At 59.6% G+C, this 16,596-nt stretch carries 6 protein-coding genes; 2 read left to right on the top strand and 4 right to left on the bottom strand.

Going from position 1 to position 16,596, the window contains the following annotated elements; all coding sequences use genetic code 11:
* Window positions 1-300: 300 nt before the first annotated feature.
* Window positions 301-546 (top strand): IS66 family insertion sequence element accessory protein TnpB, encoded by a 246-nt coding sequence (gene tnpB, locus GSQ76_RS14140; protein ID WP_158744559.1) that lies wholly within the window; start codon window positions 301-303, stop codon window positions 544-546.
* Window positions 547-570: 24 nt separating this feature from the next.
* On the opposite strand, the gene GSQ76_RS14145 is transcribed toward tnpB, so the two are convergent.
* The 4 genes from GSQ76_RS14145 to GSQ76_RS14160 form a co-directional block, all read right to left on the bottom strand.
* A complete protein-coding gene (locus GSQ76_RS14145; protein ID WP_158744560.1) occupies window positions 571-4,074 on the bottom strand; it encodes a glycosyltransferase in 3,504 nt (1,167 codons plus the stop codon).
* A 36-nt stretch (window positions 4,075-4,110) separates the two neighbouring features.
* Window positions 4,111-7,872 (bottom strand): glycosyltransferase, encoded by a 3,762-nt coding sequence (locus tag GSQ76_RS14150; protein WP_158744561.1) that lies wholly within the window; start codon window positions 7,870-7,872, stop codon window positions 4,111-4,113.
* A 142-nt stretch (window positions 7,873-8,014) separates the two neighbouring features.
* Window positions 8,015-13,285 (bottom strand): glycosyltransferase, encoded by a 5,271-nt coding sequence (locus GSQ76_RS14155; RefSeq protein WP_158744562.1) that lies wholly within the window; start codon window positions 13,283-13,285, stop codon window positions 8,015-8,017.
* Window positions 13,282-15,201 carry a glycosyltransferase gene (locus tag GSQ76_RS14160; protein WP_158744563.1) on the bottom strand — a complete coding sequence of 640 codons (1,920 nt, stop codon included), beginning with the start codon at window positions 15,199-15,201 and terminating at the stop codon, window positions 13,282-13,284. Before GSQ76_RS14160 ends, GSQ76_RS14155 begins: the two co-directional genes overlap by 4 nt.
* A 745-nt stretch (window positions 15,202-15,946) precedes the next feature.
* Here GSQ76_RS14160 and GSQ76_RS14165 point away from each other — a divergent pair.
* Window positions 15,947-16,596, top strand: a 650-nt coding sequence (locus tag GSQ76_RS14165; protein ID WP_335904902.1) for an ABC transporter permease, incomplete at its 3' end; no start/stop codon positions are given.

A 16,596-nucleotide genomic window follows, 5' to 3' on the forward strand; every position in this document is an offset into this window, starting at 1 on the left:
GCATGGTGCGGACGAAGTTCTTGCCGATGGCGGCGTAGACCCAGAAGGTCCGCAGCACGATGGCGCGGTCGTACGACAACACCGCCCGCCAGCGTCATCGGATGCAGCCGCGTGCCGAAGCCGCCGGCAAGGAGGATGCCCTTCACGCTGCCGCGACCGGCTGAAGCGGCGCCGTCGTCCCCAGCCGCTGCCCGGCGTAGCGCCCGGCCCACCAGGCGCGATTGTTCGCATACCGCTCCACCGTGCGCTGGTTGATGAACAGGCGTTCAGGCGCGTGTGGGGCGTCCTGAAGAGTATGTCATGATCCAGGTGGCAGCTGGCACGAAAGTTTATCTGGCATGTCGCCCCGTCAGTATGCGCTACGGCTTCGATGGCCTTGCGGCTCAGGTAGAACAGGTGCTGACGGCTGATCCGTTCTCTGGCCATGTTTTCATCTTCCGCCCAACCGCAGTCCACCGTGCCGGACGGGAGAAACGCATTGAACGCCCGCGCAGAGGCAACTGTGATGACAGGAGCATCCAGATACCGACCAAACACGTAGCTTGACACCTTTGGCGAGGAAAGCGCCCATCACAAGGTGGCAGCTATGGTTTGCAGCCGGTTACGAGCCAATTTTCCCACACGTTCCGGCGAGAAATTGGTCGTGACGTGTTCTCGTGCCGCCTTGCCAAGCCGGCTGCGCAACGCGGGGTCGGTCGCAGTCAGCTGCATTAGCTCGCGCAGATGATCGACGGAGGGATCGGCCCACACATTGCCTTTGGCGTAAGGCCCAATATCCTCAGTAATTTCGACTAACCCACAATTTAGCTTCAGACCGGTGGTCTCAAGCACCAGCGCTTGTGTGCCGCCAAAGTCAGTGGCGATCACGGTTTTAGCGTAGAACATAGCCTCGGCTACTGTGAGCCCAAAGCCTTCACTGCGATGCGGTGACACATAGACATCTGACGCGTTGATCAAGCGGTAGACATAATGGTGCGACATGTTGTCCGTGATCAATCGTACATTGGGGCACCGTTGCAGGAAGCTCTGAAGGCGCCGTCTGAATCGCTGGTTGGACGAGTATGCCGAATCCGTGAGCTTGTCAAAATAGGACACCTTGAGCACGAGCACAACGTCCTCACGGCCTCCAAATTCTGCCTCGAATGCGTCAAGTAGGCAGATAGGATTTTTTCGTTCAACCAGACTATATACGTCAAATATGTAGAGAAACATCAAGACTTCGCGCGGAATGCCAAGTGAGTCCCGCATTTGACCTGCATCTTCGATCGGCAATTCTGGCAAGCCGGCCAGCGCGTGAGGCGTAACCTTGACGGGCGACCGAGTGAGCGGTTGAAAGGCGTCGGCATTGAATTGCGAGGGGACCCAAATCTCGTCGTAATGCCGCAGTGCCTCAAAGGCGTCATCACCAGCGGCCGGCAGTTCCCAGACCCACATGCCGATGCGGTAGTTCGCTCGCTCCAGTTCCCGGGCGTAGAGGGTGCGCACCAGTGAGGTTGCGTCTGCATTGGCCAGGAATATGCTGATTGGGAAATCTTGATCTATCGACACGAGGTCACTCTCGACGGGTGCCTGATGACCGTAGATCAGGTCCATCGACTGCATATGCACCTTGCAACCCGCACCCTGCAGTGCTGCCACGTAGCCGCGCGCCGCTGTGCCCTGTCCGCTGGAGCGATTGACCGGGCCAAGGAAATTTACCCCTTCGGCCGCAAGACCCTCCATGCCCAAAAGCTTGCGGGAATGGCTCAGGTCAGCTCGCGTACTCCGGGGCAGAGACGCACTGCCCGGCGTGTAGGGAGGCACGCCGGGGCGGCAAAACGGATCTACCCGGTACCGATGACGCCACCTCGATTGCAACTCTTCAAAATCCCTGTGACGACCCGGCTCCTCCCTGGCCCCTTTCGATAGCGCTTCCAAATGGAACAACTCTGCTGCCGCAGCCTGAACGATGCGATAGCCTGCTTCGTGCGCACGGAGGCAGAAATCAACGTCATTGAATTCGAGCGCCAACCGCTCGTCGTAGCCGCCAAGGGCATCGAACGCCGCACGGGGTATCAGTTGGCATGCCCCGGTGACGGCCAGGCAGTTGCGAGCCACCATGTTCATCTCAAGCGGCCCGGCGTTTGCCCCATCGGCCTGATAATAGATGTGCTCGGGGCGGCCTCCCTGGAAGGTAATGCCCGAGTGCTGCAGCCGACCATCAGGAAAGAAAAGCTTGCAGCCGACTACGCCGACACCGGCTCGTTGAGCATAGCCAAGCATTATATCCAGCCAGTCCGCTTGCTTTGGATCGGTATCGTCATCCAATAGTAAGACGTAGTCGCCCGTGCTGGCTGCGACACCTTGGTTGACATTGTGGGAGAAGTTGAACACAGCCCGATCACTCGCCACCAACTGCACACCGCGGCGACGCCAAGCTTCCTTCTGTTCCGGCCTCAGGTTGCCGTCATGAACCAAGATGATTTCGAGATGCTTGTAGGATGTTCTTTCCAGCAAACCCTCAATGCAGGTCGAGACAGGCCACTCACGGCCTCGGGGACCAATGAAACTTGCGTTACGGGTTGAGATGACAACGCTGACCAGAGGGTTGGAGGACGCGCGCAGCACCACGTGCTGAACCCCCAGCGTCGTGCCCGGGGCCACGTCGGCCCGCATGCCCTCTTCGGCAAGGAAGGCGCGGACGGTGCGATGGAGCAGCTCCTGCCGGCTAGCCTGCTTGGGGCCGCCGGACTGCTGCTTACGATGGTAAACCACAAATGGAACCTGCCGCACTGCTCGCTCGCTTAGCGCGCGGGAGGCTCGCAGCGCCAGATCGAGCCCTGGGTCCGTATTCGGCCTCCAGCCTCCGAGCCTTCGCACCAGCGTGGTTCGGTATAGACCGAGCCGCGATAGAAAGTCGGTGGACAACAAGTATTCTGGAGACCAGCCTGGCTTCAGAAAGGTGCCGGAATGCCACCCGCGTAAGTCGACAATGTCCTCGTCACCGTAAATCAGGTCGATCGGTTCACCATCTTGCATCACCTGCAAGAGTCTGTAGATCGCCAAGGGATGCAAGCGGTCGCCTGGCTCGACCACGCCCACGAAGTGACCGGATGCCATGGCAAAGGCAACGTTCAAGGCGGCCGCATCCGATTCGTTGCTGCCAAGCCGAACAGTAGAAATCCCACCGTGCCGAGCCCCCAACGCTGCGACCAGTCCCGCCGTATCCGGTATGCCCTGGCTGATCGCAACACACAGCTGCAACGTGGGGTATGACTGCGCAACCACCGACTCAACCGTCGCCCACAAGTCGGGCAACAACGTGTCGCTTGAAATATGTAATAGGATTGAGACGGGCGGACGATACGGGAAGGCGGCGATCTCCCGTAACACGGCGCGCCGCGCCTGGTCCGTCAAGGCCTGGGGCTGACGGGCGCCAGGCAGTGTCTCCCAAGCCGCGCGTGCCAGTTCCAGCACAGTGGAAGGCCCATTATTATCCACGGCCTGAGCCAGCAACATGGCGGTATACACACTGCCGATCCGGCTTTCGGGCAAGCCAAACCGAATGTAATGATCGAGCGGACGTAGGCTACTGCCAGCCAGGTCTGGATATCGAGCCACATAATAGGCACCGTCGAACCAGAGACTGACGTCGCCAAACTTCGCTGCCTCATCAGTCAGTGCGTGCAGCAAGGGATTGATCCCGCGGTCTAAGAGATCTGGATGGCGCTCGAGATAGTAGCCGGTGCTGAAGAGTGGATGGGGATCGAGCCCCCTGCGCCAGCCTTGCTCCAGGTAGTGGACCAGGGGCGATGCGGCGGCCTCCAAGTCGCCCTCGCACTGACCGAGATAGAAGCTCGTGTCGAACAAGGGGTGAGGGTTTAGTCCGTCGGCCGCCCCGTGCTCCAAGTAGTGACACAGCGGATGGATTCCACTGACCTGGCGCAAGTCCGGGCGCTGCTGCAGGTAATACGCTACATCGAAAAGCGGATGTGGATTACTGAGCTCCAGAACTGCGTCGACGCCACGCCCGGCACTGGCGAGCAGATCGCGAAGGTCGAGGATCCGGTTCGGCATGAATTCTTGAGTGCTCATCGTGATTTTCCGGCAGCGGCACAGAGGTGAAGAAAGCTAGACGAAGTTTAATCGATCGCGGGGACTTGCAGGGTTGTAAAACGGATCGTAAGCGATCAGTTCGCCCCACCGTTTTGTGAATAACTTAACTTCTTCCGGTGCTTGCGTGGCCCGGACAGCCGTAGAGCTCTCGAAATGGTATAACTCACAAAATGGCGTATAGACGATTCGTTTGCCCATTCGACCGATGCGCAGACAGAGGTCTACGTCATTGAAATCGATGCGCAATCGCTCATCCAAGCCGCCCACGGCCTCCATCACGTCCTTGCGGGTGGCGAAGACGGCGCCCGTCACGGCAGAGTAGTTGCGGATCACGTGAGTATAGCCGTTGTAGCCAATGTGATCGCGCGGCAGCTTCAGGAACACGTGCGCAGTGGAGGCGTTGATCCCAAGGACCATGCCAGCGTGCTGCACTGTGTCATCGGGGTAAAGTAGCCTGGCTCCAACCCCGCCGATCTGCTCCTGACTCGACAGCTCGATGAGTGCCTCGATCCAGCCTGGTGTGATCACCTCCATGTCGTCGTTCAAATAGATCAGGTGCTCCGTCTGGGCGGCGCGTGTCGCCCAGTTCACCTTGCTCGCGTAATTGAACCGCGGCCCCGCTGGATAGGACAAAACCTCTCCGCCTACGTCCTGAACCAGCCGGCAGGTCTCGGGCGCACTGTTGCCATTGTCGTCCACCACCACCAGCCGGTAGTTGCGATAGGTCGTCCGTTCCGCGATAGAGCGGATAAAGTTCTGGACAAGGTTGATCCGGCCACGGCCAGGCACGTCGCGGCTACCATTGCCGGCGATGATGAGCAGCGTGACCTCGGGCTGTTTCACGAGACTGTAACGTACCCGGAACGTCCCCGGCATCAGCCCCTCGTGCACCTCCGCATTCGCTCCGGCTGCCACGAGCGCATCTTCTAGCGCCTTTTGAGCGGCGACCAGGGCGTAAGGTTTGGCATCGACGACAGCAGCCGCCGAACCCGGCACCATACGCCAATGGTACAAGATGCGCGGTATATGATGAACATGGCGTGCGGCTTGGGACGCGCGCAACGCCAGGTCGTAATCCTGCGCGCCCGATCGTTCCGGCCGCAGCCCGCCCAATCGCCAGAATAGCGCTTTTCGAACGACCAGCAGATGCAGCACATACATGACCGAGTAAAGGTGGTCTTTGGACCAGTCGGGCTTGCAATAAGGTTCGACGTGCTGCCCATTAAAATCTAGCTTGTCCTCATCCGTGTAAAGCAGATCGATGCGCCCGTTCGTCATCACCGCCAAGGCGACTTCGGCCAAGGCATGTACGGCCAGTGCATCGTCGTGGTCGAGGAACGCCAAAAATTCACCCGTGGCCTGTTGCGCCACGAAGTTGGTTGCCCCGGCAATGTGCAAATTGGATGGAGAACGCGTGATCTTGATGCGCGCGTCCGTCCCACGATAGTCTTCCAGCACGTCGATGGTTTGCATATCGGTAGAGAAATCATCGACTAGGCAGAGCTCCCAACTGGCGTAGTTTTGCCGGAGTACAGATTCGATACAGGCGCGTAAGGCGTCAGGCGGCGTGTTGTATACGGGAACCAGCACGCTGATACGCGGCCCGGTATGCGGGAGTACCCGGCCGTCCCAACTCCGCGCGGAATGATGCCGATACCAAGCCGGATCGAAGAGACGATGGGGACGGACCCCGCGTGGGCCGCCGTGGGTCAGGTAGTGCAAAAGCGGGTTTGACCGCGCTTCCGGCGACTGTTCATGCTCGAGATAATAGGCCGGGTCGAACAGTGGGTGCGGACTCCACCCCTCACCGGCACCGTGCGCGACGTAGTGCAGCAACGGGCTCGTTCCCGCACTCGACACGTCTGGTGCATTGTGAAGATAGAACTCGCCGTCGAATAGCGCATTGGGCCAATTCTGCGCGCCACTGCATAGGTAATGCCTGAAGGTTTGGCTGCCGGGAGGCAGGTTATACCGCTTGCGGTAGAAGGCCGGATCGAACAGCGGGTGCGGCGTAAGGCCCTCGCGATCGCCGTTTTTGAGGAAATGCTCCAGGGCAGGCATTCGCGCGTCGGCAACGTTCGGATAGCGGGCAAGATAGGCCATAGGCAGGAATAGCGGATGTGGCTGCCGGTTTTCCGCCAGGCCGTGCCTCAGCAGATGGTCCAGCGCATCCTGCAGCGCCACCTCCGGGTTGAGCTCCACATAGAGCGATGCAGAGAATAACCAGTGCATTGGTCTTCCCTCGGCTTTGCCGATCCGTAGGAAATGCAACAGCGGATTTTCCCTGCTGACGATGACCTCGGGGCTGGCTTGCAGATAGATGGCTGTCGAGAACAGCCAATGGGGATCTAGCCCAGCACTCACCCCAACCATGCAGTAATGCGCCCAGGCGTCCTGATCTGCCGGGATCGAGGTCTGTTCGCGGTAAAACGCTTCATCGAAAAGGAAGTCCGGCCGCCGCGGTAACAGAGCGCCCGCCTGCCAAATGGATTCCTGCGGCTGCGCCGCCACGCCTCGCGCCGACAGCGATGCCAATTCATGCCTGGCATCGGCAAGGTCTGACTGTAGCTCGAGCGCTAAACGATAAGCCACTAAGGCTTCTGGAAGGCGGCCTGCTACCTTGTAAAAATGGCCGAATTGAACATGAAGGTCGGCATCCCTGGGCATCAGCGTCCGTGCGGCTAGGTAGTGCGACTCGGCTGGGCCAAGGCGACCAGCTTCCTTGAACATGTGCCCGGCTTGGATGTGGATCGCAGCATCGGCTGGACGGTGGGCCAACACCTGCTCGTAAAGCATGGCAGCGGATGTGAACTCTCTCGCATCTCGTGCGGTGTCCGCCCGCTGCCGCAGCGCACGCATCTCCTTCTTACCGATGCGCCCAACCCGCATGGTCTGCTGCCGAATCGTGGAACCGGTGGAACTTGGGGTAGGGACGGGAACTCCCAAAGTCCGCAGTTCCTCGCGAGCCGCGTTGGATGACAAACTTGCCGCTACACGGTAGGCAGCAATCGCCTCCCCCATTCGATTGGACATTTTGTAAAAATGGCCAAGCTGCAACTGCAGGTCGGCGTCGTCGGGCATGCGCCGTTCGGCCTCCCGATAATGCGTCTCTGCCTGATCGAGATCCCCCGCCTCTTTGAACATGTGCCCAGCCTGCACATGTAGCGCAGGCTGGTCTGGATTGAGGCGCAGCGCCTCGGCGTAGAGGCTGGCGGCAACGGCGAATTGCTTTGCGTCTCGTGCGGCGTCGGCCTTGCGGCGAAGCGCCCGGATCGCTTTGGGATTGGGTCGCCGACGAATCCGAAACAAAGCAGCTATCCCGTCCGCATGTGGCGGTGATAGTACTGCGCGCGCTGCCAGCAGGGTGCCCCGGCCCGCCGCAGAGGGAACGGCACCGAGCGCGGCCAACTCATTTCGAGGTGCCGGGTCGGCGGACAGCGCGGCGGCCAATTGGTAGGCGGCAATTGCCTCCGGAATACGGGCCGCCCGTTTGAAGAAATGTCCGCGTTGCAGGTGCAGGTCGGGGTCAGCAGGCATCAGCCGCTCGGCTGCTCGGTAATGTGCCTCCGCTTGGTCGAACGCGCCAGCTTCCTTAAACATGTGGCCAGCTTGCACCTGGATTGCAGCATGCGTTGGATCCAGCCGTAACGCCTGCGCGTAAAGCGCAGCGGCGGCGGCATAGTCCCTGGCATCGCGCAGTCTATTTGCTTTGGCGATCAGCTTGTGCCTGCGGCGCCGCGTCAGATTGCTGCTGAGTGCATTCGGTAAAAATCTCAAGTGCAGTCCTACTCGGTTGCTAGTCGTCTACGATTAGGATGCCACATCGGCCTCCCGCCCGCATGGCAGAGTGTCAGGCCCAGTTTTGTAGCATTTTTGGGGCACCATCCGCAGGATACGGCCCGACTTGTGGTAAGAAGGCTTAGCGGAAGCTATAGGGTAACTCGGGGGAAAGCCTTCCATACCAGCGGCTGATCGGCGGCGAAACAGCCCGTGCAACCAGTCCCTGGCGATCTAGCGGCAGTGATAACGTCCACGCAGACGGCCGGTGCGCACGCAAATGCGGAGTGACGACCGCGAACTGGCTAGCGGCGTGGATTTCCAGCGCCAAATGCACCAGGAGGGCATCGAGGCCCATGGCCTTGCCAGCCTTGGACAATGCCCGGGCCAGCATATCTGCCCGGACCAGCAAATCCGCCGGGGCAGGCACATCGATGCAGCGCTGGCAGTAAAGTTGCCCATGGTAGCCGGCATCCGAGAGCGGGGCGCCCGCATACGGGTCGAGCAACCCGCCATCACGGGTGAACAGCCCGCCAGACCAGGCGATCCGTTCACCGGACCGGTCGAGCAAAAGTCCCGACACTGCCGCTACTCGGCTGTCCAGCCGCGCCGGCCCACTGAGGTGCAGCAACGAGTCAACCGAACTCTCAGGTTGCAGCAGGATGGCAATCCAGGGTTGCCCGGTGCCGACCGCAGCCCGCAGGTGATTACACGCTTCATCGTCGCTGCCCGCCCAAATTACTCGGGCGTCCAGCACCTCAATTCCCTCGATTGGAAGCATGGCTTCCAACCTCCATTGGCCGGGATCTGCGAACAGCGGGTTTGATGCCACCCACAACACGCCTGCAAGACCCTTGGTCACCAATAAGCGCTCCAGCACGAAGCGCTGGGACGCCACCTCCTGCAACGCTGCGGCCGGCGGCTGGCCGGTCAGGCGGCGGGCATAAAGCAGTTCCCGCACATGCACTGGCTCCTCGCCAGCAGCAAAGGCGCGGGCGATGAGATCCCAGACCAGCGACCCGGCAGCGCGATCATCGTCGAACCCATCGATCCGCAGCAGCAGATCCCGTTCCACCGCAATCAGCTGCGATGCGTTGCAGCTATTGGTTAGCAGCACGGGGTCGAAATCCGGCCGGAAGAATGGTGCGGATTTTTGCGACCGTTCATCAACGGAATAGGAGTCCGAATAGAACAGCTTGCGGTCAGGATTGGCCTTGACGTAACAGGCCATCACCTGCAACGCATCCACCGAGATGAAATCCTCTGCCCCGATCGGCACGACGAAGTCGCCGGTTGCCGCATCCAGCATCGCGCGCCGAGCGGCATTGCCGTCCCGTTGAGCGGCCGTGCGCAGGATTGTCGCCCGCTTCTCAACCTGCTTATCTTGCAGCCACTTCAAGGTCTCGGGATTGCTGGACCCAGCATCGATAAGCACCAACTCCTTGCTGTCGTAGGTCTGCATCATGACCGACTGATACATCTCCTCCAGCACCGGGCGGGCCTGGTTGCAGATCACGACGCCGACCGTCAGGACCGGCAAGTCTTGCAGCGGTCCGCCCGGGCGCAGCCGCGCAATTCGCTCTGCCATATGGTCGTCGAGCCAGTATTCGAAGCCGATCGGATCTTCGGCCCGGGAAACAGCGAGGCCAGGCCGGGCCACTTGCAGGTGGGGACTGCGCTGGTCGAAGCCGCGGTTGAAATAGGGATCGCGCAGAGTCCCATGTTGCGCGACCAGCCACTCCTTCTCGCACTTGTAGGTGCCGATTTTGGTGGCGCTTTCAAAATGGAAGAAGGCGATACCAGGGTCCATCACGCAAGACAGGCCACGCTTACGAAGGCGGAAGCAAAAATCCACGTCGTTGTAGTTGAGCGGCAGGCTTTCCTCGAATCCACCCAACGCCTCCCACACGGTTCGAGGCACGAGCAGCATGGCCCCGGTGACGGCAACCACCTCGCGCCGCAGGTGCAGCACCTCGCCATTGCCGCCAAAGCTGGGAGGCTGACCGATGCCATAGTGCGAGGGGCCTTGTTCCAGCAGCACCACCCCATTGTGCTGCACGCGCCCGTCCTCGAACAGACAAAGCGGACCCATCGCCCCCACGCCGGGGTGAGCTTCCATGAAGCCGACCATCTCGTCGCCGCCACTCTCGGTGATGGCCTCGACATCGTCGTTCAGCAGACATACATAATCACCCCGTGCATGCCTTGCGCCAAGGTTAACCGTCTGTGAGAAGTTGAACGCGACGCTCTTGTTTGCCACCAGGGTGACCCGCGGATTTGCGTTGAGCTCCGCCAGTTGCTCGTCGCTCAAATCCTTATTGTAAACGACGATGTACTCGCAGTTCTGGCTGAACGCCGTGCGTTCCATGCTAGCAATGCAATGCGTGACCAAGCTCAATGCATGACCGCGGACGCTCTTCGTGGTTCCCGCGGTCGGGATCACGTAAGAGACAAGCGGCGCCTCTGACCGAATAGGATAGTTGGTTCGCCAGTAGCCGGGTGCAAAGCCCGGCGACACCGTGGCTTGCGGGTTTAGCGCCTGCGCCCGCTCCAGCAGCGCGTCATGCTGGCGGCTTACGGCGTAGCCTTTGCTGCTAACCGCAACGGCGGCCGAGCCAGGAATAGCGCGCCAAAGATAGGCGATGCCGTCCACGTGTCGAACCCGGTCGGTTACAGCAAAGGCACGCAGCACCATGTCGTAGTCCTGCGTACCATCAAACGGAGAGCGGCAACCACCGATCTGCTCCACCAGGGCGCGCTCGTAAACCCCGAGATGGTTCACATACATTGTGCTCTCGAGCAGGGTCGGGGAATAATCCGCTTTCAGTGTGACACCAACGATGTTGCCGTCCATAGAAAGTTTACATTCATCCGTATAGAAGATCCTGATACCGGGATCGGCCTGCCAGGCTCGCCAGACGAGCGACAATGCGTTGCGGGCGAGCAGGTCGTCATGGTCCACGAATGCGATGTAATCACCACTTGCCTGCGCAATCGCTGTATTGGTCGCAGCGGAGATACCACCATTCCGCGATTGCAGGATGAGATGAACGCGAGGATCTTGGCGCGCGATCTCGTGCAGCACACGAATGGTGTCGGCCCGGCTGGAGCCATCATCCGCGATTATCCACTCCCAACCCGAATAGTCCTGGTTCAACAGGCTACGGAATAGCTCCCGCAGATAGCGTGGTTCGGTATCGAACGTCGGCGTTACGACTGAGACTTTGAACCCTTCCTGAGGGGTGTAGATCGGCAGTTCTACCGCATGAAGGTTGCAGAAGTGACGCAATTCGAGCCCCAAGGATGAGCGCAGACCGATCGGGCTCTTGCGACCTTCGCGTCGGCCGTTGGTGATCCAGTGCAGCACTGGATTCAGCCCGGCGGCGGCGACGTCTAGGTTTTCGTCCAGATAACAGGCACTATCGAAGATCGCCGAAGGACGGCGGCCTTCGCGAAAACCGCATTCCACATAGTGCCGCTCTGGATCGACACCGGCTTCCTTCAGGTCAGGATGTTCCGCAAGGTAAAAATCGGCGTCGAACATATCTGACGCCTTGATCAGGCCGATATCCCGCTCGCGCTGCTCGTCGAGGGTAAGAGCAGGCGCGGCTATGACGGCTGGCTGCACGGGACGAGCATCGCCCACGCTCGGCTTGTGGGGGTGGCGTCCCTCGGCAGCGCCCTGCCACAGGAAGTGCGCTAACGGATTGGAACCACTCGCCACCACATCGGGGTAGGTCTCTAGATACCATGCCGTATCGAACAACAACGATGGTGCCAGCCCCATCGCCGCACCTTCCCGAACGTAATGGACCAGGGGATTTTCACCTGCAGCCTCAACGGCGGGGTGCTGCTGCAAATACCATGTGGTCATAAACAGCGGATTGGGATCGAGCCCGGAGTCGGCTCCATGTTCCAAATAGTGCTCCAGGGGATCCAACCCACTTTCGCCAACTGATGGATAGCGCTCAGAATACCAATCAGCGTCGACAAGCTGCCGCAGGATTTCAGCTGGCTGTTGACGCGGAGGCCTACCTTCGCGCAATGCGGCTCTCGCCCGAGCGTCACGCAGCGCTAGCAGGCCTCTCAAAATGGCTTGGTTGTCGCTATCCCGACGCTCCAACGCCGTTTGTAGTTCGGCCCGGTGCTGCTCAGCGCGAAGTCGAGCGGTGCGACCGGCGGCGGTTACCCGCGCATCCCGGTCTTCTAGAGCTGCCGCATGTGTTTGCTTCATAGCGGTCAGTTCTTCGGCATGCTGGGCATCCCGATTATGCAGGGTCGTACTCAACGACGCTGCTGCCTCGGCATCCCGAGTGCGAAGCGCGACCTGCAGAGCCGCGGCCAGATGAGCATCCCGCTGACGCAGAACGGTATCCAGCGCCTCGGCATGTTGGGCATTACGGTTGCGCAGGGTCGCCTCCAGCGATGCCAGATCAGCCTCCCGCGCCTTCAACGCCACTTGAAGTTGGGCGTCTTGGGCCGCCAGCGCTGCCTCTCTCATCTGCGCGGCGGCTAAGACGGCCTCCTTATTGGCCAGCGCCGCGGAAAACTCGGTAGCTCTGTGGCTGTCCGCTGCCTGCAGCGCGGCATGGGCTGCTCGTTCTTGCGCCAATGCACTTGTGAGCGCTGTCTCCAGCCTGCGAGCCGCAGGGGGTGATAGCATCAGATTGTCGAGATTGCCTAGCGGCTCAACCTCGATCCAGTGTGCTGCGCTCAACACGGTATCGTCCTGACCGCCGATCACGCGTCGATATGGTTTGCTTTTGACGGCGCTGAGCCGTTGAACCACGACAACCGAGTCATAGAAGGCAACACGTGCGATCTTGTCGCGAAAGATAGCGGCGGTTGCCTGCTCGGCCGAGGATAAGACGGCCGAGTTGAAATGGTCGGCGTTGAGGGTATCGATCAGGTTCTTGAGCCACTCGATCGAACTTTGGGGAGCCTTGTAGCCGCCCCCGAAGCTCTCCAGGTAGCTGCAGTGCAGATCTTCAACGAAGTATTTGCCGCCAAGCGCCAAGTGAGGAAACAAGAGCGCCACGGAGGCGATCACTTGGCTGCAAACATGCGAACCATCATCAATGATGATGTCGAAACTTTGGTTGCCGAGCAGGCGGTCAACCTCGTCTGGGTTGGTCGCGTTGGCAACCGCAGCGGCAATTCCCGGCTGGGTGAAGACGAGGTTTCCAACTCCAGCATCAATATCGATGCCAAATATCGTCGAACCTTCAGGAAGCAACTTGGCCCACAGCTCCAGCGAGCCGCCATTCTGTACACCGATCTCCAGCAGCCGGACGGGAATATCGCGGGCGATGAATCCGGCAAGTTCGGATTGATAGATAGAGAGATACTGCTCCCATTTATCGATCCGCTTCGAATCATGTTCGAAGAGGAGATCAGCTAACGTTTTGCTCATCGTTCTGCGTTCCCGGCCATCACCCGCGTCGGGGGACGGGGCCGACCCACGATTCCAGCCTTTCCGGGGAAATTGTAGTTGATATCCCCTGTTGGATCCAACCGCTTCCCATTAAGCGCCTGAAACGTTCCTCCGTGGCGTGCGAAGTTCACGTTGTAAGCGGGATCGGCTGTAGTCCATTCCATGTGCAACACCTCGATCTGCAGCGGCCGCTCGTCGGGGACGGTGTGATCGATCAAAACCGCCGGGGTCCAAATCGTACGGTAGCCCTCGGCACAGAGACGACGACAAAGATCAGCCGCCAGCAGGATGTCGTCCATGACGCCTTCATCAAAGCCACCCACGTTCCGGAATGCGTCCCTGCGGCATAGTAATCCGTCGAGCGACACCACCGACACATCCTGGGCGCAGGCCGCCCGGCACATGTAGCCGGGGTCGGTGGCATTTAGGCCGGCGTGCATGGGTGTGGCTAGACCATCGATCCCAAGGGCGATTGCGCCGCCTCGTATTGTGTTATCAAGCGCGAGGTGCTTGCACCCGACCACGGCCACGCGGTCTTCGCCGTGGATTTCCCCGAGCAGAACATCCAGCCAATTGGCCGAGCGTGGCAACCCTGTGTCGTGAAGAAAGAGCAGGTAGTCTCCTCGAACTATAGAGGCTGCTTTATTCAGTAGGGCGGCGGGCGGTGAAGCAGCGGCTAGTTCCAGCATGCGGATAGTTCCAGGCGCTTCGTGCAGCGCATGGCCGCACTCACCTAAACCGAGGTTATGCCCAGCCAGGAGGATTTCGATGCGCCGATAGTGCGTCCGCCCTTGCAGGGCGGTCGCAAATGCCACCAAGTCGTGGCTGCGTCGCCCACCGGTCACGATGACACTAACCATCGGTCGCTGGCTTAACCGCCATTCCAGCTCAAAGCATGCCGTCCCTGGCACGGCATGCACATTGGCCTGCAACCCACGGCGTTGAAGATGAGCGGCAATGCAAGCCTTCGCCGCCGCCGCCGCTGCCGGGCCCAAGGGCCTCATGGCGTGACCGCGCCGATGATATAGGATTTCCGCGACGTGGTGCATCGCCGCATTGCCCAGTGCCTCAGTCAAGCCTAGCGCTAGCGCTAGGCTGTGCACTTCGTCATAGTCGGGTTCGAGCGGCCAAATCTGGGTCAAGGCGTCTCGCCGCACGACCAATAGGTGTCCCACGCAATCCTGCGCAAGCAATAGCCGAGGATTAAAATCAGTCTTGAGCCAGGGCTCTACCAACTCTCCTTCAGCGTCTATGCTGTCTTCATCACAGTAAGCGGCGACGTGTTGGCCCACCATTATCGCGTTGGCCATCACTTCCAACGCAACGTCCACTAATCTGTCCGCCTGCCCCAAGGAGGTAACCATCGTGCCAGTGGCAATCTCCACTGCATCGTTGAAAGCAGCGGCAGTTCCACCTCGCGCAGGCCGGCTGATGGCGCGTATTCGCTGATCTTGTTGGCAGAACGCCTGAATCTGAGTGGACAGGTCAAGTGAGGCACTGCCATCATCCACCAGGATTAGCTCCCAATCCTCATAGCTCTGGTTCAGGATCGAGCGCACAGCTTCTTTGAATTGCTCTAGTTGTGGGCGAAACAGGTGCATTATGACGCTGACCGTCTCCGCCTGCCCCAGCGCAGCCGCCCCTGACACCCAGCCCGAGCAGAGCAACCGAGCTCTGCGTATCCGGTCACGCAATGCAGGAAAGTAGCCAGCAGCCCAATTGCCATACATTTGCAGCGGGACATCGCTAGCCGACTTCAATGGCCATGCATCGGCTTGCGATGCGTCGAGACGGCCCATTTCAGATGCCTGATTTGGTAAGGTGTAGGCGGATCGAAGCTGGACCTGCAAGTTGTCTAGCGTCGAATTGCGGTTGCCACATAATTGACGGCTCAATCACCCGAAAAATCGCGATCCGGGCTCGTTCGGCAAGTGGGCAAACCCCATCAAAAGTCGCGTCAAATGGCGGGCATGTAAAAAGCCTTTCGCGAACAGCGTTGCTCGCGATCCCTGCTTGATAGATCAGGTCCATAGTCTTTGCAAGCACGGTTATCCTGCCTGTTGGTTGACACGAGCTATAATAACAGTGCTACGGGCTATAGTCATCGGGACCAACACTTTAATGGACGTGACCGCGTCGCCGCCATCGTTAAAAAGCGGCTGCAAGTGTAGGTGTAAGGTTACATTATGCTGATGCTTGATGCTGCTGAACACGCTTTGGAATGGATTGGCCTCTTCTGGTGCTCCACGAAGTCACAGCTGTAACAGCGCCCCTGCCGAATTTTTGCCGGGCGCCAGACCAACGCCGCAAGGTTGGTTAGTTTTTGTGATCGCCGCCGGCCTGGGAGGTGCAGGAGAGCCAACTTCTGCCGGCATCGACAGAGGAAGGCTAGTCAAAGACTGCGACGAAAGACAATTCCGGCCTTGAGGTTTGAACCTCATCGGCAGCCATCAGGCGCGTCTCGGCCGAACCGCGCCTGAACGCAAAAATTGATTTTGCGACTCAACCTGAGCTATCTGAACGGATGACCCGCTGCAAAACCATGACCCCCACCGCTTGGCTCGGGGCATGTTCTGCCTCAATTCAAGCCCGTGAGACGGCCTGATGGTTGGGGCCGTGCTATCGCTTATGCGGGCAGCAATGGTCCAGGTCCGGGTCATTAACGCATTGATGATGCGGGAACTTCACACACGTTTCGGGCGGGAGAACATCGGCTTTCTGTGGGTGATTGGTGAGCCGTTCATCTTCTGCGCAGGGGTCTCGGTCGCATGGACCGCAATGCGTCCTGCTCATGAACACGGGTTACCGATGACGGCGATTGTCATCACGGGTTATGTCCCGCTCACCATGTGGCGCCATTGTATTGGACGCGCAGTTCGCGCTTTTGATGCTAACGGAAGCTTGATGTTCCATCGGCACGTGACGCCGCTTGATATCATAACTTCCCGGAGCCTCCTGGAAATTGGAGGCACGATTTTTGCCGGGTTGGTCGTAGCTGTGGGTGCCTACATCGTTGGATATCTGGATCCGCCGAAGAATATTGGCGACATCGTCGTCGGGCTTTTATACCAGTCCGTATTTAGCTACGCCTGCGCGCTGATCATAGCGGCACTGAGCGAGCAATCGGAGATCTTGGAGAAGCTGCTGGGTCTGGTGTCTTACCTATCGATCCCATTCTCCGGTGCATTCACGATGGTGAATTGGGTGCCTCCATCTTTCCAATCCGTTTTACTGTGGTCCCCAAGTGTGAGTAACGTCGAACTCATTCGGGAAGGGCAGTTTGGCATGGT

It is taken from the genome of Acidisphaera sp. L21 (assembly GCF_009765685.1).
Taxonomy (GTDB): Bacteria; Pseudomonadota; Alphaproteobacteria; order Acetobacterales; family Acetobacteraceae; genus LMUY01.